General features: G+C 61.7%; 19 protein-coding genes. 11 read left to right on the forward strand and 8 right to left on the reverse strand.

Translation table 11 applies throughout. The features are described 5' to 3' along the window. Positions 1 to 319: 319 nt before the first annotated feature. Positions 320 to 1,219: a LysR substrate-binding domain-containing protein gene (locus AC2FPW_RS01655; protein ID WP_496812364.1), complete on the reverse strand. Its 900-nt coding sequence runs from the start codon at positions 1,217 to 1,219 to the stop codon at positions 320 to 322. A 208-nt stretch (positions 1,220 to 1,427) separates the two neighbouring features. Here AC2FPW_RS01655 and AC2FPW_RS01660 point away from each other — a divergent pair, with 208 nt between their 5' ends. The 6 genes from AC2FPW_RS01660 to AC2FPW_RS01685 are packed head-to-tail and all read left to right on the forward strand — an operon-like array spanning position 1,428 to position 8,243. Continuing rightward, positions 1,428 to 2,390 (forward strand): dihydrodipicolinate synthase family protein, encoded by a 963-nt coding sequence (locus AC2FPW_RS01660; RefSeq protein WP_496812365.1) that lies wholly within the window; start codon positions 1,428 to 1,430, stop codon positions 2,388 to 2,390. Positions 2,391 to 2,401: 11 nt separating this feature from the next. Further along, positions 2,402 to 3,871, forward strand: coding sequence for an aldehyde dehydrogenase (locus tag AC2FPW_RS01665; RefSeq protein WP_496812366.1), 1,470 nt, complete (start codon positions 2,402 to 2,404; stop codon positions 3,869 to 3,871). 9 nt (positions 3,872 to 3,880) lie between these two features. Further along, entirely contained in the window at positions 3,881 to 5,197 is a 1,317-nt protein-coding gene (locus tag AC2FPW_RS01670) for an NAD(P)/FAD-dependent oxidoreductase (protein ID WP_496812367.1), read from the forward strand. Then, on the forward strand, positions 5,198 to 5,959 hold the full coding sequence (locus tag AC2FPW_RS01675) for an SDR family NAD(P)-dependent oxidoreductase (protein WP_496812368.1): 762 nt from the start codon (positions 5,198 to 5,200) through the stop codon (positions 5,957 to 5,959). It begins immediately after the preceding gene. Beyond that, entirely contained in the window at positions 5,956 to 6,714 is a 759-nt protein-coding gene (locus AC2FPW_RS01680) for an SDR family NAD(P)-dependent oxidoreductase (protein WP_496812369.1), read from the forward strand. Before AC2FPW_RS01675 ends, AC2FPW_RS01680 begins: the two co-directional genes overlap by 4 nt. Beyond that, positions 6,711 to 8,243, forward strand: coding sequence for a trimethylamine methyltransferase family protein (locus AC2FPW_RS01685; RefSeq protein ID WP_496812370.1), 1,533 nt, complete (start codon positions 6,711 to 6,713; stop codon positions 8,241 to 8,243). The genes AC2FPW_RS01680 and AC2FPW_RS01685 overlap by 4 nt, the downstream gene beginning before the upstream one ends. A gap of 159 nt (positions 8,244 to 8,402) precedes the next feature. Here the strand turns inward: AC2FPW_RS01685 and AC2FPW_RS01690 are convergent, their stop codons facing one another. Further along, positions 8,403 to 9,479, reverse strand: a complete 1,077-nt coding sequence (locus AC2FPW_RS01690) for a T6SS phospholipase effector Tle1-like catalytic domain-containing protein (protein WP_496812371.1) — start codon at positions 9,477 to 9,479, stop codon at positions 8,403 to 8,405. Beyond that, positions 9,457 to 11,748, reverse strand: coding sequence for a xanthine dehydrogenase family protein molybdopterin-binding subunit (locus AC2FPW_RS01695; protein WP_496753016.1), 2,292 nt, complete (start codon positions 11,746 to 11,748; stop codon positions 9,457 to 9,459). The genes AC2FPW_RS01690 and AC2FPW_RS01695 overlap by 23 nt, the downstream gene beginning before the upstream one ends. Before the next feature lie 164 nt (positions 11,749 to 11,912). Here AC2FPW_RS01695 and AC2FPW_RS01700 point away from each other — a divergent pair, with 164 nt between their 5' ends. The 4 genes from AC2FPW_RS01700 (at position 11,913) to AC2FPW_RS01715 (ending at position 17,733) form a co-directional block, all read left to right on the forward strand. Further along, on the forward strand, positions 11,913 to 12,812 hold the full coding sequence (locus tag AC2FPW_RS01700; RefSeq protein WP_496812372.1) for a phytanoyl-CoA dioxygenase family protein: 900 nt from the start codon (positions 11,913 to 11,915) through the stop codon (positions 12,810 to 12,812). A 94-nt stretch (positions 12,813 to 12,906) separates the two neighbouring features. After that, a complete protein-coding gene (locus AC2FPW_RS01705; RefSeq protein WP_496812373.1) occupies positions 12,907 to 16,062 on the forward strand; it encodes a valine--tRNA ligase in 3,156 nt (1,051 codons plus the stop codon). Positions 16,063 to 16,197: 135 nt separating this feature from the next. Further along, positions 16,198 to 17,361: a benzoate/H(+) symporter BenE family transporter gene (locus tag AC2FPW_RS01710; RefSeq protein ID WP_496812374.1), complete on the forward strand. Its 1,164-nt coding sequence runs from the start codon at positions 16,198 to 16,200 to the stop codon at positions 17,359 to 17,361. 39 nt (positions 17,362 to 17,400) lie between these two features. Then, a complete protein-coding gene (locus AC2FPW_RS01715) occupies positions 17,401 to 17,733 on the forward strand; it encodes a DnaJ family domain-containing protein (RefSeq protein WP_267363466.1) in 333 nt (110 codons plus the stop codon). Here the strand turns inward: AC2FPW_RS01715 and AC2FPW_RS01720 are convergent, their stop codons facing one another. Together AC2FPW_RS01720 and AC2FPW_RS01725 are read right to left on the reverse strand one after the other, a co-directional pair. Then, positions 17,734 to 18,516, reverse strand: coding sequence for a crotonase/enoyl-CoA hydratase family protein (locus AC2FPW_RS01720; protein WP_496753020.1), 783 nt, complete (start codon positions 18,514 to 18,516; stop codon positions 17,734 to 17,736). 66 nt (positions 18,517 to 18,582) lie between these two features. Beyond that, positions 18,583 to 19,653, reverse strand: coding sequence for an SMP-30/gluconolactonase/LRE family protein (locus AC2FPW_RS01725; RefSeq protein WP_496812375.1), 1,071 nt, complete (start codon positions 19,651 to 19,653; stop codon positions 18,583 to 18,585). Between the two features lie 90 nt (positions 19,654 to 19,743). On the opposite strand from AC2FPW_RS01725, the gene AC2FPW_RS01730 reads away from it, so the two are divergent. Next, positions 19,744 to 20,859, forward strand: a complete 1,116-nt coding sequence (locus AC2FPW_RS01730) for a pyridoxal phosphate-dependent aminotransferase (protein WP_496812376.1) — start codon at positions 19,744 to 19,746, stop codon at positions 20,857 to 20,859. Between the two features lie 126 nt (positions 20,860 to 20,985). Here AC2FPW_RS01730 and AC2FPW_RS01735 read toward each other — a convergent pair whose 3' ends face one another. Genes AC2FPW_RS01735 through edd form a run of 3 tightly spaced genes read right to left on the reverse strand, consistent with a single transcriptional unit; the run spans position 20,986 to position 24,670 of the window. Beyond that, a complete protein-coding gene (locus AC2FPW_RS01735; protein ID WP_496812377.1) occupies positions 20,986 to 22,176 on the reverse strand; it encodes a pyridoxal-phosphate-dependent aminotransferase family protein in 1,191 nt (396 codons plus the stop codon). Positions 22,177 to 22,227: 51 nt separating this feature from the next. Then, positions 22,228 to 22,860: a bifunctional 4-hydroxy-2-oxoglutarate aldolase/2-dehydro-3-deoxy-phosphogluconate aldolase gene (locus tag AC2FPW_RS01740; protein WP_496812378.1), complete on the reverse strand. Its 633-nt coding sequence runs from the start codon at positions 22,858 to 22,860 to the stop codon at positions 22,228 to 22,230. Positions 22,861 to 22,864: 4 nt separating this feature from the next. Beyond that, positions 22,865 to 24,670: a phosphogluconate dehydratase gene (gene edd / locus AC2FPW_RS01745; protein ID WP_496812379.1), complete on the reverse strand. Its 1,806-nt coding sequence runs from the start codon at positions 24,668 to 24,670 to the stop codon at positions 22,865 to 22,867.

Here is a 24,670-nt window from a genome sequence, read left to right on the forward strand (position 1 = left end):
GTTTCGCCACGCCTCTTGCCGGAAGCGTTACATAGTCAAGACCGACGCAAGACTTAACGAGCTCTTACAAAGAAAACACCCTCGCTGAATGCTGCTAGGGTGTTTTAGTTCGGAGCGTCAACTTTGCGGACAAAGATCGAATTCGCTGCGCTTGCACCAATGGCCGCTACTTGCGCTTCTCGACACGAGATTCCACCATTTCTGGATGAAAAGGGACTTTTGGTTTGATATGAAACCTCCCTCGAAATCGATCAAGCAAACCATGGTTGGCGGCAGTCGAGGTCTGGCCGCATTTTCTGCAGAACCAGTGATTTTCGCATCATGTCCTGAAAGACCTCGTTTCCTCCAGAAGCCAAGACCTTAATGCCTGAAACATTGGCCTTTGAGCCTGGGCTTCGCGGCTGAGAAGGTGGTGCTGCCGCCCGATCTTGAATTTGTCCTTAATCGGGTAGATTAGGTCGCCCTGGGCGATCAGATGTTGGACAAGATGCTCCCAGCCGATCGCAAGCCCGAGGCCTGATGTGGCGGCGCTGATCAGCATTTCGAAATTGTTGAAACTCGGCCCTCTCAATTCCCTTTCGACCGATACGCCGAACTGGTTCAGCACAACCGGCCAGTCGGTTTGCGACCAGGGCAGATCGCGCCAGTGACCGGCATCGAGATGCAACAGGTCGAGGTTGGGAATGTCCTGGGCTGTCTTCAGTTCGGGATGACGGGCGAGGAATTCGGGGCTGCATACCGGGGCGATTTCCTCGACGATCAGCAGGTCAGCCAGAATATTGGGTTGCGGTTCGTGGCCGAGCACGACAGCAAAATCAACATATTCCAGCAGGCTGGTCGGATTGCCTTCGGTTGTCTGGAAGTTGAAATCCACCTCGGGGAAATCGCTCAGCAACCTGCCGAGCCGCGGCACCATGAACTGATTGGCGAACGGTAGACGCATCGCAATCGTCACGCGGTTGCTGCGGCTTTCGCGGCGCAGGCGGTCGCTGCCTCCGGCGATCTGGTTCAGACCTTGGGCCACGGCATGGTGAAGATCCCGGCCAGCGGCCGTGAGTTCCAGGTTCTTGCCGCGTCTTGTGAACAGCGACACGCCAAGGTGATCTTCGAGCAGGCGAATCTGTTTTGAGACCGCGGCCTGAGTTACGAACAGTTCTTCTGCCGCGGCAGAAAAGTTCTCATGCCGTGCCGCAGCCTCGAACGGGCGCAGGGCTGACATGGGTGGTAGTTTCCTTAAAAAACTCTGCATTTACAGCGCCCTGCCTGATCGTGAAGCATTCACCTCCTACACCCTGCGGACAAGTTTGGAGGCATGTTCATGATAACCATAGGTTTTCCTGAGTGAACAGGATTTCGTTTAGGGAAATTGATTTCCTCTCGTAGGGTGAATGCTCAGACGACGTCAAATCAACGGAAAGCATGACTTGATGCAGACACTGACCGGTATTTTCGTAGCCATGTGCACGCCCATGGATGAACATGGCAAAACCATCGACATGGGGCGGTATCGCACGCATATCGACGATATGATCGACGCGGGGCTGCACGGGCTGGTGCTGGGATCGGGTACCGGCGAATATGCCTATCTTTCAGCGCAGGAAAAACGCGACCTGATCGCAGAGGGCTGCAGGCATGTCGATGGCCGCGTGCCAACGATTGCCCAGACAACAGCACTCAGCACCGCGGAATGCATCGACAATGCCCGGTTTGCCGAAGATGCCGGTGCCACGGCCCTGATGATCCTGCCGCCGTTTCTGGAAGCGCCCAATGAGCGGGGCGTGATGTATCACTACACCGCGATTGCCAGGTCGGTCAGCATTCCGATTGTCATGTACAACGTGCCCGATCAGGCCGCCCCTCTGACTGAAGATTTGTATCGCAAGCTGCTTGCCGTCGAAAACCTGGACTATGTCAAAGACAGCTCCGGCGACCTGCTTGGGTTGCAGAAACTGATCGGGATCGGCGGCAATGTCCTCAATGGTGCTGATCCCTATGCTCCCTACAGCCTGATGGCGGGGTGCAAGGGCATGATCTGGGGTGCTGCGAATTTCATGCCGCATGAATGTGCGCGGCTTTATGACCTGATCGCAACGGGCAAGCTGAACGAGGCGATGAGCCTGTGGCACGTGATGAAAGCCATCTGTTTGTGGCTTTGGGGCAATCCGCATGAGGTGGATTACCTGACCGGCGTCAAGGCCGCTGCCCGCTTGTCGGGGCGCGACATGGGCGGTGCGCGCAAACCCTTGCCTCCGGTGCCTAGTGCCGCGCGTCACGACATCAAGCTGGCGCTGAGCAAGCTGCCGGTGAACCGGACCAGGGCGGACCGGCTGGTCTGGCGTGACTGGCAGGAAGAACGCGACTGGCTGATCCAGTCTCAACGGAATTGCTGAGGACCTCTGAGATGGTTGAACAAACACGCAAATACCCGACGATGGCCGTGATTGGTGGACGCTCTGTGGCCTCTGAAAGCGGCAAGACCTTTGACACGATCAACCCGGCGACGGGCCAGCCCCTGGCGCAAATTGCGGAGTGCACGGCGGCCGATGTGGATAGGGCGGTCGCGGCTGCGCGGGCAGCTTTTGACGACGGCCCTTGGCCACAGATGTCACCTGCCGAGCGCAAGGCCATCCTGCAACGGTTTGCCACGGTCATCGAGGCCAATGCCGAAGAACTGGCCGAGTTGGAGGCGCTGGAGGCGGGCAAACCGATCAGTGACGCGCTTGGGGTCGATCTGCCTGAAACCGTCGCCACCATCCGATGGCACGCCGAGGCGGTGGACAAGATCAATGATCAGGTCACCCGGTCTGATCCTGCCTTTCTGTCCATGGTGGTGCGAGAGCCGATCGGCGTCGTCGCCGCCGTGTTGCCGTGGAATTTCCCGATCATGATGGCAGCCTGGAAGCTCGGGCCCGCCCTGGCGGAAGGCAACACCATGGTGCTGAAACCTGCCGAGCAAACCTCGATGTCGACGATCCGTCTGGCAGAACTGGCGACCGAGGCAGGCGTTCCTGACGGTGTCATCAACGTTGTGCCCGGCTTTGGCGAGGTCGTGGGCAAGGCCCTCGGCGAACATATGGGTGTCGATTGCATCGGGTTTACCGGCTCGACCGAAACCGGGCGCCTGTTCCTGCATTATGCGGCGGATTCCAATCTGAAGCGGGTCCTCCTGGAATGTGGCGGCAAGAACCCGATGATCGTCATGCCGGATGTCGAGGATCTCGACGTTGTGGCGGATCATGCGGTGAACTCGATCTTCTGGAATATGGGCGAGAACTGCTCCTCCAACAGCCGCGTTCTGGTGCATGAGAGCCAGAAGGACGCGTTGCTTGAGCTGATCGTCGAACGCGCACAGGACTGGGTTGTCGCCGACCCGATGACCACCGCCTGTCGCATCGGCCCCCTGATCGAAGAAAGCCACTTGGACAAGGTTCTGGGCCATATTGAACAGGCAAGGCAGGACGGTGCGCGGCTGGTTTACGGGGGTGAACGGGTGCTGGCCGAAACCGGCGGCTTCTATGTCCAACCGACAATCTTCGACGGGGTCACGCCCGATATGGCGCTGGCCAGGGAAGAGGTGTTCGGCCCCGTGCTCGCGGTGATGAGTTACGCTTCGCCCGAAGAGGCCATCGCAATTGCAAATGACACGGAATACGGATTGGCGGCCTCGGTCTTTACCAGTTCCAACAAGACCGCCCACACTGCGGCGCGGCGAGTGCGTGCGGGCACCGTCTCGGTCAATTGCTACGGCGAAGGCGACCATGGAACGCCGTTTGGCGGCTACAAGCTGTCAGGTTTCAGCGGGCGGGACAAATCGCTGGCGGCGCATGATCAGTATTGCGAGCTGAAGACCGTCTGGATGGATCTGAGCTGAGACGGGTCCATGAAGATCGGCATTCTTCCAGACGCGGACAACAACAACGGGTGGCTGGAAATCCTGCCGCCCCTGCCACCGGCCGTTCGCGCAACAGGTGAAATCAGGGCTGACTATGCAGTGATCGGCGCAGGTTTCACCGGGCTGGCCTGTGCCCGCAGGCTGGCCGAACTACACCCCGATGCCCATGTCGTCCTGCTGGAAGCGGGCCGTATCGGCAACAACGCGGCCGGGCGCAGTTCAGGCTTTGCCATCGATCAGGCGCACAATATCCGCGCCAGGGATTTCGCGGGCAACCTGCAGGCCGAGCGTGACCAGACCGCGATCAACCGGGCCGGACAGGACTATCTGCGCGATTGCATTCAGGCGCATGACATCGACTGTGACTGGGATGAGGCGGGCAAGATCCATGCCGCCGCAACAGACCGCGGGGCCGCCAAACTGAAAGCCTATTCCGGCAATCTCGACCTCCTGAAGGCCGGGTATCGCTGGCTTGACGCAGACGAAATGCAGCGTGTGACCGGCACCACGTTTTACAAAACCGGCCTGCACACACCCGGGACGATGCTGCTGCAACCGGCGGCGCTTGTCCTTGGCCTTGCGCGGTCGATGCCGGCCAATGTCTCGGTGTTCGAGGACTCTCCGGTGACAGAGCTTGCCAGTGGTGAGCTGCATCGTCTGATCACCCCGGAGGCTGAAATCACCGCAAAAACGCTGGTTCTGGCCAACAACGGCTTTGCAGGGCAATTCAGCCAATACCGCAAACATCTGCTTCCGATCGTCACCTGGGGCAGCCTGACCCGCCCCCTGACCAGCGATGAGGCCGATCTCTTGCGCGGAGAGCCTGAGTGGGGGATCATCCCCGCCGATCCCTTTGGTACGTCGGTGCGCCGGATCAGGGGTAACCGGATCCTGATCCGCAACATCTACAGCTACAGCCCCGGCCTGAACCCGACTGAGACGGACCGGCAATGGGCGCGCAAACGTCATGAACAATCGCTGCGCAACCGGTTTCCGATGCTGTCGGATCTGGGGTTCGACTACACCTGGGGCGGACCTCTCTGCCTGTCCCGCAATGGAGAGCCGGTGTTTGGTAGGCTGAGAAAAGACGTCTTTGGTGCTTTCTGTCTTAATGGCGTGGGCATCGCGCGGGGCACCGCGTTTGGCAAGCTGTTGGCCGAGCATGTCGCCGGGCAAAGCGGACCCTTGGTCGAGATCATGCTGAAAGCGGGGAGGCCGTCCGGCACGCCACCGGAGCCATTTCTTGGCTGGGGGGTCCGATTGAATTTTGCAAAACGGCGATACGACGCCGGACTGGAGCTTTAGATGTTGGATCTTAGCGGAAAAGCCGCCCTCGTGACCGGGGGGACATCCGGGATTGGCGCGGAAACAGCGCGTGTTCTGGCGCGTGCTGGTGCAAAGGTGATGGTGACCGGGCGGCGGGAGGACGCTGCCCGGGCGATCTGCGCCGAAATCACGTCCGAAGGTGGTTCGGCGGCCTGCGTGATGGGCGAGGTGGCGGACCCGGCCTTTGCAGTGCGCGCCGTCGCTGAAACCGAAGACAGGTTCGGCAGCGTGAACATTCTGGCCAATGTCGCCGGCGCCATTTGTCGGGGCTCGGCCGAGGAAACGTCGGACGCGGATTGGGATCTGATGATGTCAGTGAACGTCTCGGGCACGTTTTTCATGTCCCGCGCCGCGATTCCCGCGATGCGGCGCGCAGGTGGGGGCAGCATCATCAATCTTGGCTCCACCGTCGGCCTTGTCGGCTGCGCCGGGCTTGCAGCCTATTGCGCCAGCAAGGGTGCGGTCGTGAACCTCACCCGCGCCATGGCGCTGGATCATGCTGGTGACAAGATCCGGGTCAACTCGGTCAATCCCGGCGCGGTAGACACGCCGATGCTCGTCTCGGGGCACGGCGATACGGGGGCAGAGGCAGTGCGCGAGGCGAACCGCGCCTCGATCCCGCAGGGCTGGCTGCCAAAACCCGTTGAAATCGCAAATGCCATCGCCTTTCTGGCGTCCGACCTCAGCCGGCATGTCACCGGCACGGCGCTCCCTGTTGACGGAGGTTTCACAGCAGCATGACCGGGGCTTTGAAAGATAAGGTGGCCATCGTCACCGGAGGCGGGCAGGGGATTGGCTTTGCCATCGCGGAGTGCCTGTCGGAGGCCGGGGCGCGCGTCGTGATCGGTGACCTCCAGCCGGGGTCGGACCCACGGTTTCACTGGCTGGAACTGGATGTATCGGACGAACGTTCGGTCGAACAGTTCGTCCAGAAAACGGTCGAGGACATCGGAGCCCCTGCGGTCCTGGTGAACAATGCGGGGATCCTGACCGGCACGCCGCTGACCGAACAAAGTGTCGAGGAATGGGATCGCGTCATGGCGGTGAACCTGCGGGGGCCGTTTCTGATGGCCAAGCAGGTCGTGCCTCATATGCGACCGGAAAACGAGCCTGCCATTGTCAATATCGGCTCGATCGAAGGGATCAGCGGTAACCCCAACCATTCGGCCTATATGGCATCCAAGGCAGGGGTGCATGGGCTGACGGTTTCCATGGCGATTGACCTGGGTCCGAAAGGGATCAGGGCAAACGCAATCGCGCCGGGCTGGATCAATACGGATATCAACAAGGTCTACATCGACGGCCTCCCCGATCAGGAACTTGTCACCCGGCAACTGGCCGACCTGCATCCGGTTGGCCGCATCGGCGATCCTTCGGATATCGGCGACGTGGCGGTCTGGCTGGCGAGTTCGCAATCGCGGTTTGTCACCGGACAGGTCATCCGTGTCGAAGGGGGCCGGATGAGTAAACTTTCACTGCCTGAGGTGTTCAGATGACCGGTCCGATACAAGGCAAACGCCGGGGCCGTGGCGCGCGTCGCGCGACCCGCACATCCAATGAGCTGCGGTTCCTGCCCGAGACTGATCGCGGCATTCCCTATGTCGATCTGATGTCAGAAGAGCAGGTTCAGCGCATTCACGGCGAGGCGATGAAGCTGCTCCGGGAAAAGGGCATCGAATTCCGGGACGATGAATCCGTGGCCCTCTGGAAGGACGCCGGGGCTGATGTTCACGGCCATCGCGTGCGGATCGAAGAACCGCTTATCATGCAGCTTTTGTCAACCGCACCGGAAACCTACACGATGCTTGCCCGCAATCCGGAGCGTTCAGTTACGCTTGGGCGGCGCAAGCAGATCCTGACACCGGCCTATGGCGCGCCCAACGTGCTGGATCTGGACGGGATTCGGCGCGCGCCGACGATCAACGACTTCCATGATTTCGTGAAGCTCGCCCATATGTCTCCGGGCATGCAGATGTCCGGCGGCGTGGTGTGCGAGCCGCTGGACATCCCGGTGCCGAAACGCCACCTGCACATGGTCTACAGCCTGATCAGACATTCCGACAAACCCTTCATGGGGATGGTTACGGCACGGGAACGGGCCGAAGACACCGTGCGCATGGCCGAGATCGTGTTCGGCAAGGAGGTCGTGCAGGGCAACACGGTGATGACGTCGATTGCCAACTGCAACTCGCCCCTGGTCTGGGATGAAACCATGCTGGACGCGATCAAGACCTATGCCGCGGCAAACCAGGCGGTGTTGTTCACCCCCTTCGTCCTGAGCGGCGCCAGCACGCCTGCAAGCACCGTTGGATCGCTGGTTCAAATCTGCGCAGAGGCCCTTGCCGGGATCGCCTTTTCGCAAATCATTCGCCCCGGGGCGCCAGGTGTGTTTGGCGAATGGATCGGCGCGGTTTCCATGAGATCCGGCGCCCCCATGGCCGGGACGCCCGAGATTGACCACATCAACCTTCTGGTTGGCCAGATGGCGCGTCATTACCGGCTGCCATGGCGCTGCAGTGGTGCGTGCTCGAGCTCCAAGATTCTCGACGCGCAGGCAGGGTATGAGGCGGCACGAAACCTTTATGGTGCGGCCTTGTCCGGGGCCAATTTCATCCTGTCGACCACTGGCTACCTTGAAGGGGCATTGTGCCAGAGCCTTGCGAAATTCGTCGTCGATGCCGAGCAGGCAGAACTGACGCACAAATTCCTGCGCGGCGTGGATTTCTCCGAACTGGACGGGGCGCTCGATGCCATGCAGGAGGTCGAGCCCGGCGGTCACTACCTTGGTACGAAACACACACTGGAAAACTTCGAACAAGCCTTCATCATTCCGGAACTGATGCATCACGACAGTTTTGAACAATGGGAGGCCGAAGGGCGTCTGGATCTGAACGATCGGGCCGTCGCAAAAGCGAAATCCATGCTGGGTGACTACGAACCGCCACCACTGGATCCAGCCATCGACGAGGAACTGCAGGATTTCATCGCGCGGCGCGAAATGGAAATTGGCGACGCCATGGTCTGATACCAGGACCCGCGGTCACCCAGTGCCAGGAACAGTGTCGGCAATGACCGATAACCGCGTCTTGCGCCCGTTCGAACGTTCTGCGGCATTCGCCAATATGGGCTCGAACCTGACATTGAAGTGCAGGTGATCTTGGTGCCACTGGCACATGGTAGCCTTTCACTGCGCGGGATGTGTCGGCAGGTTCGGCATCGCCACCCAGCCCGGCAATTCATCCGGTGCGACCGAGACATGCAGGCGTTCCGACTGGTCCCGCCCGACCTTGCGGTGTTTGCGCAGCAGAAAGATCTTGCCCCAGCCGCGCCAGGTTCCAACCGATTGCGCATGGGCATCCGTCGGGAAACGGGTGCGCCAGCCTTCGGGCATCGGCAGCCCGTGCATCTCGGCCTTGTCCAGCATCCAGATCAACGAGATATTGCTGAGCGGCCGGGCCTCTTCATAGCCGTTCAGTTGCCCGCCGATATCGCCGTGGGTGCCACGGAACCAGACCTGTTCCACATGGCCGTTGAACTCGGGCTTGCATCGCCACAGAACCGGCTCGAACACCTCGCGCGTTTCGTCGAGGGCCAGCGCGTGATAACCATGGAGCGTTGCCGGGCCCAGCTGGTGGTTGTGAAAGGCATGGCGATCCTCGGCCCAGCGCCACAGCAGCGGCAGACGCAGGCCCAGCGCCTTGACCGTGTCCCAGACACCGACCATCTCGATCTTGACGTTGTCATGGCAGAACTTGCGGCGGAAATCGCGGGCGGCGGTGCCGCTGACATTGCATTCATAATGGCGGTAGGCTTGCAGGATGTTCCGCTCGGTCGCGTGTTCGGCCTTGAGCAGGCCGATCATATCGATCACCCCGGCCAGGCTGCGCACGCCATAGGCGCCACGGGAATAACCGATGAAATAAATGCGGTCACCGGGTTTGTAGCGGGACGCCAGATAGCCATAGGCGCGGCGGATTTGGCGGTTGATGCCCCGGCCCATCATCACGTCCATGGTGGATTTCCAGCTTTCCCACTGCACGCCCGACTCGTAGAACACCGACACTTTGCTGCCCATTTCGCAGCACAGGCGATAGGTCTGACCGGCGTGGGTCTCGAACCCCGGTTCGAGGGTGGACATGGTGCCATCAAGGATAATGACGTGGCTCATCGGCTCGCGGTGCCGCGTTTCGGCGGAGTGCTCGGACCGTAAGGGCCGCCCGAGCCATCCCAGAACCTTCCTACTCAGCCGCGACAGTTTCATGCGTCAGCAATTCCCAAACTTTATGAGGTGTGAAAGGCATATCCGCCTGCCGCACCCCGTGATCCCAGAGCGCATCCTGAACCGCGTTCGCCACAGCGGCCAGAGCGCCCACCGTGCCGGCCTCGCCGCATCCTTTCATCCCCATCGGGTTGGAAGTTGACGGCACCGGCGCCGAGGTAAACTTTATCATGGGTACGTCCACCGCGCGGGGCAAGGCGTAATCCATAAACGATGCCGTGAGCAGCTGTCCGTGATCATCATGCACCACATGTTCCGACAGCGCCTGACCAATGCCCTGAACCACCCCGCCATGCACCTGCCCTTCGGCCAGCATCGGGTTGATAAGATTTCCGAAATCATCAACCACGGTGTAGCGGTCCACTCGGGTTTCGCCGGTGAAGGAATCGATCACGACCTCGGCAACATGCGCGCCGTTAGGATAGCTGCGGGCATCCAGTTGCGCGCGGGACTCATGCGTCAGCAAGTCCAATCGCCCGTCAGCGCGGGCCATGGCCGCGGCTTCGGTCAGGGTCGGCGTCAGGTTCGAGCCCGGCGCGCGGAATGTTTCATGGTCAAATCGCACATCACTGTCCTCGACCCCCATCTTATCGGCCAGATAAGGCGTGAATGCGGCGATCATTTTGTCAATGGTGGCGAGGGTCGCGGTACTTTGCACCGTCACCGAGCGCGAGCCGCCCGTTCCGCCGCCATGGCCAAGCCGGTCGGTATCCCCCTGAATGACGGTGATCCTGTCCATCGGAACGCCGGTCTGATCGGACAGGAACTGGGCATAAACCGTCTCGTGCCCCTGCCCGTTCGATTGTGTGCCGACATAAAGGTTCACAGTGCCATCCTCGCAAAACTCGACCTTCGAGTTCTCGGAAGGGTCGCCCAAAATACTTTCGATATAGTAACAAAGACCCTGCCCCCGGATCAGACCGCGTTCGGCATCGGCGGCCTTGCGGGCCTCGAACCCGCTGGTCTGGCTGGCCGCACGGCGCAGGACCATGTCGAAATCGCCGACATCATAGGTTTCACCCGTGGCAGAGGTGTAGGGGAAATCGCCGGGCCTGATGAAGTTTTTGCGCCGCAACTCCCACGGGTCAACGCCCAGTTCGCGTGCGGCGCGGTCCATCACGCGTTCCAGCACATAGATCGCCTCGGGGCGTCCGGCGCCGCGATAGGCGTCAACCTGTGTTGTCGTGGTATAGAACCCCTCGACCCGGAGATAGGTGGTCTGAACGTCATAGACCCCCATCAGCACCTTGCTGAACAGGCTTGTCTGGATCGCCTGCGCGAAATGGCTGTTATAGGCACCCAGGTTGACTTTGCTGTGGACGCGGTAGGCGGTGATCCGGTGGTCTGCATCAAAGGCCAGCTCGGCCAGCGAGGTCAGATCGCGGCCGTGGTGATCGGACAGCATTGCCTCGGACCGGTCGGACATCCAGTGCACAGGCTGGCACAGTTTCATCGCAGCCACGGCCACGCAGAAATATTCGGGATATGGCATCACCTTCATGCCGAACCCGCCCCCCACATCCGGGGTGGTGACACGGATCGCATCCGCATCGAGTTTCAGCTTTTGCGCCAGTTGTGCCTTCATCGCCCAGACACCCTGCCCGCCATAGGAAAAGTGCAGACGCCCGCCGGACCAGTCGGCCTGACAGCCCCGCGGCTCGAGCGAGCTGATGATGACGCGGTTGTCGTGCACGTTCAGCGACACGGTATGGGCGGCGGCCTGAAAGGCGGCCTTGGTCGCGGCCTCATCCCCCAGACCCCAATCAAACGCGCGATTGTCGGGCGCTTGCGGGTGCAGGGCCTCACCCCCCGCGTTCACGTCCAGCTTGGCGGGGCGTTCCCGGATGTCCATCCAGATCAGTTCGACCGCGTCCTGCGCCTGTACCAGCGTATCCGCGATGACAACGGCCACGGGTTCGCCCACAAAGCGCACACGGTCCTTGGCCAGCATATGCCGATCCGGCGCGGCAGAGCCGGTCCCGTCGCGGTTGGTCAAGGTTGCTGCATTCATCACCGTGTCGATGCCCGAGGCGGCAAGATCGTCCAGTGTCATGACCAGCCGCACCCCGTCAGCATCCCGCGCGGCCTCAAGATCCAGCGCTGTAATATCGCCATGGGCTACAGGGCTGCGGAAAAAAGCGGCAAACAGCGCATTGTCGGGCACGGCATCGTCCATATAGCGCCCTTGCCCGGTCAGGAACCGCTGATCCTCGGTCCGTTTGACGGGCTGGCTTTTGCCGAATTTTTCCATGGGATGCTCCTATCGCTGCCTTGATGGCGACACTAGTCCTGCGCCCGCTTATGTCCAGCGCCTTGCTTGAAAGCGCGTGGCGACACCGATGTCGTAAACAGGATTGCGGGGGCCGCAGAGGGATTCGTAGGCTGTTTGAAGATACAGCCTGCCGGAGGTTCCCCATGCCCGAACCCATTTCCCTGACACAGGGCCGTCTGGACGCCCCATCGGTCGACGCGTATTGGCAAGACGGGTTTGTCTTTCCCATCACTGTCTTTTCGCCGGATAAGACCGCACAGTTCCGGGCCGAGCTGGAGCAGATCGAGAAGACCTGGCGCGTGGCTGACCTTCCGCTGCCGCTGAACATGTACAAACGCCTGAACGCCCATGTGGTGATGCCGCTGGTCGCCCGTATCGCACTGGATCCCAGGGTTCTGGACGTCGTCGAAGGAATACTGGGGCCGGATTTGCTGCTGTGGTCTGCGGAACTGTTCATCAAAGAGCCACGCACGACCCAGGTGGTGGGAATGCATCAGGACCTGACCTATTGGGGGATGGGCGAAACACCGGATCAGGTGACCGCGTGGATCGCATTGTCGCCTGCCACGGTTGCAAGCGGCTGCATGGACTTTGTCAGGGGTAGCCACAAAAACCCGATCCTGCCCCATAACGATACGTTTTCAGACAACAACCTGCTGTCGCGCGGGCAGGAGGTGGCTGTCGATGTGGCAGACGACGACAAGACACATATCGAATTGCAGCCGGGTCAGATGTCACTGCACCATGGCCTCACAATCCATGGCTCGGGGCCCAATATGTCGGACGATCGGCGGATCGGGCTGGCGATCCGGTATCTGAACCCGAACGCACAGCAAAAAGTGGCGGACCGCGATTACGCGGTCCTGGCGCGGGGCGAAGACCGGGTGGGCAATTTCATCCTCATCGAACCACCGACCGAGTTGTTTTCGCAGCCAGCCTTGGCGCTTCATGCCCGCATTCGGGAGGATCAGGCCAAGGCGATGACACAAGGCGCGGCACAAAGCACGCACCTGTACGGAAACGAGGCGACCGGCACGGGGTGACTTCGGCAATCGTCGCCGCACAGGGCCTTCCCCTTCCCGTCTCCATTCGCTATTGCAGGCGCTGACCCGAATTTGTTGACGCAGGACGCATCCCATGGCGATGGAAAAGACATTCAACGCGGCCGAGGCCGAGGCCCGTATCTATGAGGCCTGGGAACAGGCCGGAGCCTTCAAGGCAGGCGCGAACCGTTCGCGCGAGGAAAGCTTTACCATCATGATCCCGCCGCCCAACGTGACGGGCGCGCTGCATGTGGGTCACGCGTTCAACAACACGTTGCAGGATATCCTGATCCGCTGGCACCGGATGCGTGGTTTTGACACGCTATGGCAGCCCGGTCAGGACCACGCGGGCATTGCCACGCAGATGCAAGTGGAAAAGATGCTGGCGGCGCAGGGTAACGAAGGTCGGCGCGAATTGGGACGCGAGAAATTCCTTGCGAAAGTCTGGGAGTGGAAGGGCGAATACGGCGGCACGATCATTGAACAACTCAAGCGTCTGGGCGCCAGCTGCGACTGGTCGCGCAATGCCTTTACCATGGCGGGCGCACCAGGTGACCCACGCACCGGGCACGAGAACAGCCCGAATTTCCATGATGCCGTTATCAAGGTCTTCGTCGACATGTACGAGAAGGGCCTGATCTATCGCGGCAAGCGACTGGTCAACTGGGACCCGCATTTCGAGACTGCGATTTCGGACCTTGAGGTCGAGAATATTGAAACGCCAGGCCACATGTGGCACTTCAAGTACCCTTTGGCGGGCGGTGAGACATATGAGTATTTGGAAAAAGATGAAGATGGGAATGTAATCCTTCGCGAGGTGCGGGATTATATTTCGATCGCGACGACCCGCCCTGAAACCATGCTGGGCGACGGTGCCGTGGCCGTCCATCCGTCGGATGGGCGCTACGCGCCGATCGTCGGCAAACTGTGCGAAATTCCGGTTGGCCCGAAAGAGCATCGCCGCCAGATCCCGATCATCACCGATGAGTATCCCGATCCCGATTTCGGCTCGGGCGCGGTGAAGATCACCGGCGCGCATGACTTCAACGATAACATGGTGGCCAGGCGCTGCGGCATTCCGATGTACCGCCTGATGGACACCAAAGGCGCGATGCGGGCTGATGGCGCGCCTTACGCCGAAGAGGCGGGCAAGGCGCAGGAATATGCGCGCGGCAAAGCGTTCACCGAGAATGAGATCGACGCGATCAACCTGATCCCCGATCACCTGCGCGGGCTCGACCGGTTCGAGGCGCGCGCCAAGGTGGTCGAAGAGATCACCCGCGAAGGTCTGGCTGTTATGTGTCCAGCGGACGATCCGCGTCTGGGATCGAGCCGGGCTGAAGCCCGGCTTACAGAGGACGAAGACGGTGGGCAGGACTTCAGCCCGGCACTTGTCCCACTGGTCGAGAGCAAACCGATCATGCAACCCTTTGGCGACCGCTCGAAAGTCGTCATCGAGCCGATGTTCACCGACCAGTGGTTTGTGGATGCCGAAAAGGTCGTCGGTCCTGCGCTGGATGCGGTCAAGGATGGCACGGTCAAGATTATCCCTGAATCGGGCGAGAAAACCTATTACCACTGGCTGGAAAACATCGAGCCCTGGTGCATCTCGCGCCAGCTGTGGTGGGGGCATCAGATCCCGGTTTGGTATGGGCCGGACATAGACGAAGACGGGAACTACAAAAACAGTCGTTACAAAGTCTTCTGCGGCACCTCTTGGGAAGCTGTTCAGCGTGACGCGCAAGATCACTACGGGCCTGGATACGTTGTCGAAGAACTAATCGCATTCGACCCAGATAAGTTTACTAAAGACTATAACGAGAAGGCCGCAGCAAGCGGTACTCCTGCTATGGCGTACCCGGTCGTTAAGCAGTCACGCGAACTTTACGAAGTCGAAGAAACACCGCAAAAAATAGTTCTACGACTTGGTCGCGACCCCGACGTCCTCGACACCTGGTTCTCATCCGGCCTCTGGCCCATCGGCACGCTGGGCTGGCCCGAAGATACCGAGGAAATGCACCGCTATTTCCCGACAGACGTTCTGATCACCGGCTTCGACATCCTGTTCTTCTGGGTCGCCCGGATGATGATGATGCAACTGGCCGTAGTGAATGAAATCCCGTTCCACACCGTCTACCTGCACCAGCTCGTCCGCGACGAGAAGGGCAAGAAGATGTCCAAGACCACCGGCAACGTCATCGACCCGCTGGAAATCGTCGACGAGTTCGGTGCCGACGCGCTGCGGTTCACCAATGCCTCGATGGCGGCGATTGGCGGCGTGCTGAAACTGTCGCGTGAACGCATCACCGGCTATCGCAACTTCGGCACCAAGCTGTGGAACGCCGTCCGCTTTGCCGAGATGAACGAGGTCTTTACCGACGCCGTCCCGCAACTGGACGTGGCCGACCTGCAGCCCAAGGCCGCCGTAAACCGCTGGATCATCGGCGAAACCGCCCGTGTGCGGGCGGAGGTCGACGCGGCGCTGGAAAGCTATCGTTTCAATGACGCGGCGGGCGGGCTTTATGCCTTTGTCTGGGGCAAGGTCTGCGATTGGTACGTGGAACTGTCGAAACCCCTGCTGCAGGGTGACGACGCCGAAGCACGGTCTGAGACCCGCGCCACCATGCGCTGGGTTCTGGATCAGTGCATGGTTCTGCTGCACCCGATCATGCCCTTCGTCACCGAAGAGCTGTGGGGCCTGACCGGCAACCGCGCGAAAATGGTCGTTCATGCCGACTGGCCGACCTACGGCACGGAACTGGTCGACGCCGACGCGGATCGTGAGATGAACTGGGTGATCTCGGTGATCGAGAACACCCGCTCGGCCCGTGCGCAGATGCGGGTACCTGCGGGTCTTTACGTGCCGATGCTGGTGACCGAGATCGACGCCAACGGCCAAGCCGCGTGGGACCGCAACGAGGCGCTGATCAAACGTCTGGCCCGCATCGACAGCCTGACCAGCGCGGACGCGCTGCCCAAGGGCACCATCTCGATTGCCGCTCCCGGAGCCTCCTTCGGCCTGCCGCTGGCGGATATCATCGACATTGGCGCGGAAAAGGAGCGGCTGGAGAAAGCAAAGGGCAAGCTGGCCAAGGAACTGGGTGGCCTGCGTGGGCGTCTGAACAACCCCAAATTCGTGGCCTCGGCCCCGGATGAGGTGGTCGAGGAAGCCAAAGCCAACCTCGCCGCACGCGAGGAAGAAGAAGCCAAGCTGAACGAGGCGCTGGCCCGTCTGGCCGAGATCGCCTGATCTTCATCTTTTCAAAAATACTCATACCCCGAACCCCGCCGCTGATCCGGCGGGGTTTTCTTTTGCGCGTTCAGACCTTGCCCGTCCCTGCCGCCGCTTGTTAGCAATCACCAACCCCAACCGCCCGAGGCTGTCATGACCCAGTTTGCCCCACCGCTCCAGACAGTCTCGACCGGGCTTGTTGTCGCCATTGTCGGGTTCTTCAGTTCCTTTCCTATCGTGTTGCAGGGGCTGGCCGCGATGGGGGCGTCTCCGGCGCAGGCGGCCTCGGGTCTGATGATGGCGGCCATCGCAATGGGGCTGACCGCCATTGTGCTGAGCCTGTGGTACCGGCAACCGATCAGCGTCGCCTGGTCGACGCCGGGGGCGGCGCTGCTGGCGGTGTCCGCGACACCGGCGCTGGGGTTTGCCGAGGCGACGGGCGCCTTCCTGTGTGCAGGGGCGCTGACGGTTCTGGCCGGGCTTTGGCGGCCACTGGGGCGGCTGGCGGCCGCCATTCCGACGACTCTGGCACAGGCCATGCTGGGGGGGGTTCTGCTGCCGCTTTGCATTCTGCCCTTTCAGGCCGCAGTCGAATTGCCCGCGCAAGCCCTGCCGGTGATCCTGACATGGTTCATCGCGGGCCGGATCAACCGGCTGTTCGCTGTTCCGGCGGCCGTTGTCGCCGCCGCGCTGGTTGTGGTGCTGAACGCAGGCGACGCATCGGTGACCCCGGCGCGATGGCTGGCGGCACCGGTCTGGACCACGCCCAGTTTTTCGCTGGCCTCGACCATCGGGATCGCCATCCCGCTGTTCATCGTCACGATGGCGACCCAGAATATTCCCGGCATCGCGGTGATGCGCAGCTTTGGCTATACCCCGGCACCGGGCAGGCTGTTTTCATCCGTGGGTGGGGCGAGCCTGTTATCTGCGCCATTTGGCGCACCTGCCACCTGCCTTGCGGCGATCACGGCTGCGATGTGTTCCAATGAAGACAGCCACCCCGACCCCGCGCAACGGTACTGGTCGGCCATCATGAGTGGTGTGTTCTATGGTGTATTCGGTATCTTTGCCGTGGCGATTACCGGCTTTGCATCCCATGCCGATCCGCTGTTGATGGGGACACTGACCGGTGTCGCCCTGATCGGCGTTCTGGCCAATTCGATTTTCGCAGCACTTGAGGTTCCGGCCGAGCGTGAGGCCGCGATGTTGACCTTTGCGATCACCGCATCGGGCGTCACCGTCTTTGGCCTGGGCGCGGCGGTTTGGGGTCTGCTGGTCGGCGGGCTGGCCTATCTGGTCAGCAACAGAGTTCGGTAGCCGCTTTCGCATCCCGCCCTTACCGGGTATTATTGCGCCATGTTCGGTTCACTTGGAAAACTGGTGGAGCGCCAGATCAAAAAGGCACAGGCCGAGGGGCAGTTGCAGGGCCTTGTCGGCGAAGGTCTCCCCCTGCCCGACCGGTCCGGCGAGGCGCAGGGCGATCCAGCCATCGCCGCCGGGCACCGGATCATGGCGCAAGCCGGGGTTCTGCCCGAAGAGTTCGACATCAAAAAGAAACTGGATGCGGCCCGCAAAGCGTATCCGGCCCTGACCGACCCCGCGGAACGCCGGGCCGCGATGTCGGAGATCGCTGATCTGGAAATGCGTTACAACATGGCCCGCGATGCACGGCGGGCTTTCATGCGCTGATCACTTGAACTCGGGCTTGCGGCCCTGCATCTGCGCCATCACGACCTCCATCTGATGAGGCTTGCCGATCAGCTCCACCTGCTCGGCGGATTCCGCCTTGAGAACGTCTGCGCGGGGCTGGGTTTCGGCCACTTCGATCAGCCGCTTGGCCGCACGGATAGCCGAGGGGCTTTGACCGGCGATATTCTCGGCAATGGCCAGAGCTTCGGTCAGCGGATCATCTGAAAGCTGCGTGACCAGCCCCCAATCCATCGCCTGCTGCGCGCCGATGGGCCGGGCCGTGTAGGTCAGCAGACGCAGCACGTCCGAACGCACAAGCCGGGGCAGCAGAACCATGCCGCCCATATCGGGGATGATACCCCACTTCATCTCCATCACCGCCAGTTTCGCCTCGGGGTGCGCGATACGGATATCCGCGCCCAGCGCAATTTGCAGGCCACCACCATAGGCGACACCCTGAATGGCGCAGATCACCGGCACCGGTACGCGACGCCAGATCAGGGCAAGCTCCTGCATTTCGTTGGCATCTTCGTGGCTGCGGGTCGTCAGCCATTTGGTGGGGTCCATATGGGCCATCTTGGCAAAGCTTGCCATGTCGAGCCCGGCGCAGAAGCTTTTCCCCTCGCCCGACAAAACCACGGCGCGGGCATCCGAGGCGGCGACCTCTTGCCCGGCAGAGAGCAATGCCTTGACCATCGCGTCATCCAGCGCGTTCATCTTGTCACCCCGGGTCAGGGTGACATGGGCAACATGGTCTTGATAGGTGACGGATACGCGTGACATGGGGGACCTCCCGAAATTCAGTTGCGGCGACCATGCCCGGACGGGACGCCGATTTCCACTGCGACGTCAGGGCATATCGCTGACAGGCATCCGCCCGAACCAGGGAGAATCGAGCGTCATGACATAGAACTGATCGCCCACGATCCGGCCCCCTGTCGTGATGCCAATACGGCCCTGCGGATCCTGTAGCGTGCGCAGGATCGTGCCTTCACCATCGAACTGCACCAGCATACCCCGATGGATCGGCGCCGGGCGCACAGCCGGACCCAGCCGCCAGATCACCTTGCGCAGGAAGGGGTACGGCATCAGCGCCTCGGACGGGACACGCGGGCTGGCGAAGGCCATCCAGTAGGTGCCATCGCCCTGTGCTTCGAGATTGTCGGGATAGCCCGGCAGATTGTCCAGCAAGACCTCTTGCTGACCGGCTTTCGGCCCGCTGAGCCACAGCTTGTGCACCCGTGCGCGGCCGGTCTCGGCGATCAGCAGGAAATCTGTATCGGGCGAGAGGGCAATGCCATTGGTATAGACGAACCCAGTGGCAATCTTTTCGGTTCTGCCGTCGGGTGTGTGACGGGCGACATAGCCTGTATCGGACTGTTCCCAGATGGTCAGGACCGAGGTCGGCTTGGTTCCGCCCATGGTTTCGGGGTCGAACCGGTCAGAGGAGTTCGAAAAATAGATCGTGCCGTCCTGTGCCACGTCCAGTTGGTTTGCATAGACCACGGGTGCACCGTCGATATCGGCCACCACGGATTCAAGCGTGCCCGGTCCGGTCCAGCGCATCACCCCGCGAAAGCTGTCGGCAATATAGAGCGCGCCATCCGGCCCGGCCCTGAGGCCCAGAGGACGCCCGCCAAATTGGTCGACCACAACAGGTTCAGCCCCGTCAATCCGATAGAGCGTGCCAGACCGGCTGGTCGTATAGACCGCGCCGTCGGGCAGGATGGCGATATCTTCGGGGCCGGTTTCCCCATCCGGCAGGCGGATCAGCTGCGCGGCGTCCAGCGCGGTGTTTTCTGCGAAATCTCCTGTGAAACCGGCATCTTCCGGTATCTCAACGGCGACGGGGATAACGGGAACGGGCCAGAACAGAAGATAGGCAAGGCCCAGAAGAACAATGGCAGACAGTATGTGCATCTGCGCTCCTTACTTTTGTTTCAATACGTTCTGACGCGCGGGATGAGGTGCGCGCTTGCCCGAAGCTCGGGCTTGGGGTTATCTGCAGGCATGACAGGACCTCGATACACCCCGCTTACCCAATCCCTGCCCGCCACCGTGCCCTTTGTGGGCCCCGAAACGCAAGAGCGTCAGCGCGGCGCGGCGTTCATTGCCCGTCTTGGGGCCAATGAGAGCGTGTTTGGCCCCTCGCCCCGCGCGATCCGGGCCATGGAGCAGGCCGCGTCTGATATCTGGATGTATGGCGATCCCGAGAATCACGATCTGCGCCATGCTTTGGCCGAGTATCACGGGGTAACGCCCGAAAATATCGTCGTAGGCGAAGGGATTGACGGGCTTCTGGGTTATCTTGTGCGTCTGGTTGTAGAGCCCGGGAATGCGGTTGTGACCTCGGACGGGGCGTATCCCACCTTTAATTATCATGTGGCCGGGTTCGGTGGCGTTCTGCACAAGGTCCCTTATGCCGGGGATCACGAAGACCCGGCGGCCCTGTTTGCGAAGGCGGCCGAGGTGGGTGCGAAACTGGTCTATCTGGCCAATCCGGACAATCCGATGGGCAGCTGGCATTCCGGCGCGGATATCGTGGCGGCGATGGATGACCTGCCCGACGGTTGCCTGCTGATTCTGGACGAGGCTTATGTGGAATGCGCGCCAGATGGGACAGCGGCACCCGTCAGCGCAGACGACCCCCGCTTGATCCGGATGCGGACATTTTCCAAGGTCTATGGCATGGCGGGCGCACGGGTTGGCTATGCCATTGGAGCGCCCGACCTGATTGCAGCCTTCAACAAGGTGCGCAACCATTTCGGCATGAACCGCGCGGCGCAGGCCGGGGCGCTGGCCGCGTTGCAGGATGGTGCGTGGCTGGAGCACATTCAGGCACAGATCGCAGAGGCGCGTGAGCGGATAGGAACGATTGCCCGCGAGAACGGGTTGGAGCCCCTGCCCTCGGCCACCAATTTCGTGACGATTGATTGCGGGCGGGATGGCGAGTTCGCCAGAGCGGTACTGGAGGCTTTGGTTGCGCGGGGTCTGTTTGTTCGGATGCCGTTTGCAGCGCCCCAGAACAGGTGCATCCGGGTAAGCTGTGGTGAAACAGCAGATCTGGATGCTTTTGCGGCCGCCTTGCCCAAGGCGCTAGCGGAGGCGCGGTCACATACTGCCTAGCACTGGTCTGTCTTGCCATCGGGGCAAAGGGGGGCTGTCTGCCCCCCATCGCGCAATGCGCGATTCCCCCCGAGGATATTTTTGGCCAGATGAAGGAGCGGATCAGCGCTGTTCGTCTGACGTGTATCAGGCGGCCAGGACGGCGGCGGCGGCCTCGAGCGCGCCTTTGCCACGGGGGATATCAAGCGCGGCCATGGCCGTTTCCATACCGCCCAGCATCGCCATCACCATTTGCCCGTTGACATGGCCCATATGCCCGAGGCGGAAACAGCTGTCGTAATCCTCCATCCCAAGGCCAATGCCCAATGTCAGGCCCAGTTGATGTTCGGTGAACGCGCGTAGGGCCGTGCCGCGCCCTCCGGTCAGGCGCAGGGCTGTAACGGCATGGCTGCGGTGGTCGCGGTCGGCAACGTTCAGATGCAGCGCGCCGCCTTCGGCCCATGTTTCGCAGGCCGCCCAGATGGCGGTCGCCAGACGCTCATGGCGGGCCCAGACCTGTTCGATCCCTTCCGCATGGATCAGGTCGAGCGCGGCGCGCAAACCATAAAGGTGATGTGTCGGCGCGGTACCGTCGAAATACTGGTAGAACAGGTCGGGATTGGCGCGTAGCTGCCAGTCCCAGTATCGCGACACACGCGGCATGGCGGCCCGCTTGGCCTGTGCTTTGTCGTTGAAAAAGACAAAGCCTGTGCCTGCGGGGGTCATCAGGCCTTTCTGGCAGGCGGTGACCGTGACATCGACGCCCCATTCATCCATCTCGAACCGGTCGCATCCCAGCGAGGCAATGCAATCGGCCATCAACAGCGCCGGGTGGTCCAGATCGTCGAGCAGTTTGCGCAGTGCCGGGATATCGTTGCGGATCGAGCTTGATGTGTCCACATGAACCGCGAGAACGGCCTTGATCTGATGGCTTTTATCCGCGCGCAATGCGTCGGCAATTCGGTCGAGATCCCAGGCGGATGAGGTGCCGAAATCGATCAGCTGCACCTTTGCTCCGATGCCTTCGGCCATCTCGGCCCAGCCATGGGTGAACCGGCCCGAGGCAGGAGCCAGAACGGTTTCGCCGGGGGCGATCACGTTGGACAACGCGGCCTCCCACGTGCCGTGACCGTTGGCGATATAGATGGCGACGTCATGGCCTGTGCGAGCAACCCGGCGCAGATCACGGGTCAGGTCGGGCATCATGTCGATGAGCGCGCCATCGTAGATATTGGGCGACGGGCGATGCATCGCCTGCAGGACCGCGTCCGGCATCACCGAAGGGCCCGGGATTGCCAAATAAGTTCGCCCCTGGGAGAGGGCAGATGTCTGTGTCATGGGGTCAACCTGTCTGAGTTGACGCCCACATTACCGAGGGGCTTCGCGGCGTCAATCCGCCAGCTTCGATGCCTCGCGCGCAAGTGTTTCGATCCCGGCCCAGTCGCCGCTTTCGACCATCTGCTTGGGCGCGACCCAGCTGCCACCGGCGCAGACCACATTGGACAGGGACAGGTAGTCACGGGCGTTGGACGGCGACACCCCGCCTGTCGGGCAAAAGCTGATCTGCGGCAGGGGCGCACCGATTGCCTTGAGTGCGGGCGCGCCGCCCGAGGCCTCGGCCGGGAAGAATTTCAGCATGTCATAGCCTTTTTCCAGCAATGCCATCGCTTCGCTGGCCGTGGCCGCGCCGGGCAACAGCGGCAGACCCTCGGTCTCGCACGCCGCGATGAGCGCGTCGGTTGCGCCCGGAGAGACGCCGAACTGCGCGCCCGCCTCTTTGGCGGCGCGGACGTCTTCGGGTGTGACCAGCGTACCTGCGCCGACCACGCCGCCGGGCACCTTGGCCATCGCGCGGATCGCGTCGAGCGCGGCGGGCGTGCGCAAGGTGACCTCGAGCGCTGGCAGACCGCCGGCGACCAATGCCTCGGCCAGCGGGTGGGCCTGCGCGACGTCATCGACAACCAGAACCGGAACGATCGGGGCAAGTGCGCAGATTTCACGGGTGCGTTGGGATTTGGACATGGGATTAAACTCCGAAAATGCTGGCACCGGTGTCGGCCGAGCCGACATTCTGGCGGAACGCACCAAAAAGATCGCGCCCTGCACCGTGTTGATTGGCGGACAGGTCGGTGGTGACAGGCGCGCGGTCCAGAACGCCTGCGGTGAGGATTTCCAGATCACCCCTGACCGCGTCAACGCGCAGGATGTCACCGTCCTGAAGGTATGCAATGGGGCCGCGGTCGAGCGCTTCGGGGACGACATGGATGGCGGCGGGTACCTTGCCGGACGCGCCAGACATGCGGCCATCGGTGACCAGCGCCACTTTCTGCCCCCGGCCCTGCAGGATCGACAGCATGGGCGTCAGCGAGTGCAGTTCCGGCATCCCGTTGGCCTTGGGGCCCTGGAAGCGCACGACGACGATGACGTCACCGGTGAACTCGCCAGCCTTGAAGGCTGCCTTGACCGCGTCCTGGTCGTGGAAAACGCGGACAGGAGCCTCGACCACCTGATGTTCTGGCGCGACGGCTGATACTTTCATGACCCCGGTGCCCAGATTGCCGGTCAGGCGCGACAGGCCGCCGGTGGGCTGGAACGGGTCGCGGGCGGGGCGGACGATCTTGTCATTCAGGCTGTGGCCTGCACCGTCTTGCCAGGTCAGCTCACCATTGATCAGCTTGGGCTCGCGCGTGTAATTGTGCAGGCCCTGCCCGGCGACGGTCAGCGTATCGGGGTGCAGCAAACCTTCTTCGAGCAACGTGCCGATGGTGAACCCAAGCCCGCCTGCGGCGTGGAAGTGGTTCACGTCGGCCAGACCGTTGGGATAGACCCGCGCGACCAGTGGAACAACGGCGGAGATATCGGAAAAATCCTGCCAATCCAGCACGATACCCCCGGCGCGCGCCATGGCGATCAGGTGGATCAGCAGATTGGTCGAGCCTCCGGTCGCCATCAGGCCGACGATACCGTTCACAAAGGCCCGTTCGTCGAGCACCTGATAAACCGGGGTATAGCTGTTTCCCAGCGCGCTGAGCGACAGGGCGCGGCGCGCGCCCTCTTGTGTCAGCGCGTCGCGCAAGGGCGTGTTGGGATTGACGAAGCTGGAGCCCGGCAGGTGCAGGCCCATGAACTCCATCAGCATCTGGTTGGTATTGGCGGTGCCGTAGAAAGTGCAGGTGCCGGGGCCGTGATAGGCGGCCATTTCGGCGGCCATCAGTTCGTCGCGCCCGACCTCTCCGGCAGCGAATTTCTGACGGACCTTGGCCTTTTCGTCATTGGGCAGACCGCTGGTCATTGGTCCTGCGGGCAGGAACACGGCAGGCAGATGCCCGAACGCCTGCGCGCCGATGATCAGACCGGGGACAATCTTGTCGCAGACGCCGAGGAAGACTGCCGCGTCATAAGTGTTGTGGCTGAGTGCTACGCCAGTTGCCAATGCGATCACGTCGCGTGAAAACAGCGACAACTCCATCCCTGCTTCGCCCTGGGTGACACCGTCGCACATGGCTGGCACGCCACCCGCGACCTGTGCGGTGCCTCCGGCAGCGCGGATCGCATCGCGGATCAGGGCGGGGTACCGTTCAAAGGGCTGATGGGCAGACAGCATGTCGTTATAGGCGGTGACGATGCCCAGATTGCCCGCCGTGCCGGTGGCCATGGATTGCTGGTCTTCACCCGCACCCGCATAGGCATGGGCCTGACCGCTACAGGACAGGTGCGCACGGGCGGGGCCCTTGGATCTGGCCTGTTCCATCCGGTCGATATGGGGGGCGCGCAGACCGGCGCTGCGGTCGATGATCCGTTTGGTGACGTCGGAAATGACAGAGTGAACCAT

This window comes from Ruegeria sp. SATB027, from assembly GCF_059613825.1.

What these genes read in the sequence shown, in the direction of transcription:
- AC2FPW_RS01740 (WP_496812378.1), bottom strand. Translation starts at nt 22,860, where the DNA reads ATGTCCAAATCCCAACGCACCCGTGAAATCTGCGCACTTGCCCCGATC.
- AC2FPW_RS01700 (WP_496812372.1), top strand. Translation starts at nt 11,913, where the DNA reads ATGCCCGAACCCATTTCCCTGACACAGGGCCGTCTGGACGCCCCATCG.
- AC2FPW_RS01690 (WP_496812371.1), bottom strand. Translation starts at nt 9,479, where the DNA reads ATGAAACTGTCGCGGCTGAGTAGGAAGGTTCTGGGATGGCTCGGGCGG.
- AC2FPW_RS01695 (WP_496753016.1), bottom strand. Translation starts at nt 11,748, where the DNA reads ATGGAAAAATTCGGCAAAAGCCAGCCCGTCAAACGGACCGAGGATCAG.
- edd (WP_496812379.1), bottom strand. Translation starts at nt 24,670, where the DNA reads ATGGTTCACTCTGTCATTTCCGACGTCACCAAACGGATCATCGACCGC.
- AC2FPW_RS01735 (WP_496812377.1), bottom strand. Translation starts at nt 22,176, where the DNA reads ATGACACAGACATCTGCCCTCTCCCAGGGGCGAACTTATTTGGCAATC.
- AC2FPW_RS01665 (WP_496812366.1), top strand. Translation starts at nt 2,402, where the DNA reads ATGGTTGAACAAACACGCAAATACCCGACGATGGCCGTGATTGGTGGA.
- AC2FPW_RS01675 (WP_496812368.1), top strand. Translation starts at nt 5,198, where the DNA reads ATGTTGGATCTTAGCGGAAAAGCCGCCCTCGTGACCGGGGGGACATCC.
- AC2FPW_RS01680 (WP_496812369.1), top strand. Translation starts at nt 5,956, where the DNA reads ATGACCGGGGCTTTGAAAGATAAGGTGGCCATCGTCACCGGAGGCGGG.
- AC2FPW_RS01685 (WP_496812370.1), top strand. Translation starts at nt 6,711, where the DNA reads ATGACCGGTCCGATACAAGGCAAACGCCGGGGCCGTGGCGCGCGTCGC.
- AC2FPW_RS01670 (WP_496812367.1), top strand. Translation starts at nt 3,881, where the DNA reads ATGAAGATCGGCATTCTTCCAGACGCGGACAACAACAACGGGTGGCTG.
- AC2FPW_RS01720 (WP_496753020.1), bottom strand. Translation starts at nt 18,516, where the DNA reads ATGTCACGCGTATCCGTCACCTATCAAGACCATGTTGCCCATGTCACC.
- AC2FPW_RS01715 (WP_267363466.1), top strand. Translation starts at nt 17,401, where the DNA reads ATGTTCGGTTCACTTGGAAAACTGGTGGAGCGCCAGATCAAAAAGGCA.
- AC2FPW_RS01655 (WP_496812364.1), bottom strand. Translation starts at nt 1,219, where the DNA reads ATGTCAGCCCTGCGCCCGTTCGAGGCTGCGGCACGGCATGAGAACTTT.
- AC2FPW_RS01660 (WP_496812365.1), top strand. Translation starts at nt 1,428, where the DNA reads ATGCAGACACTGACCGGTATTTTCGTAGCCATGTGCACGCCCATGGAT.
- AC2FPW_RS01710 (WP_496812374.1), top strand. Translation starts at nt 16,198, where the DNA reads ATGACCCAGTTTGCCCCACCGCTCCAGACAGTCTCGACCGGGCTTGTT.
- AC2FPW_RS01725 (WP_496812375.1), bottom strand. Translation starts at nt 19,653, where the DNA reads ATGCACATACTGTCTGCCATTGTTCTTCTGGGCCTTGCCTATCTTCTG.
- AC2FPW_RS01705 (WP_496812373.1), top strand. Translation starts at nt 12,907, where the DNA reads ATGGCGATGGAAAAGACATTCAACGCGGCCGAGGCCGAGGCCCGTATC.
- AC2FPW_RS01730 (WP_496812376.1), top strand. Translation starts at nt 19,744, where the DNA reads ATGACAGGACCTCGATACACCCCGCTTACCCAATCCCTGCCCGCCACC.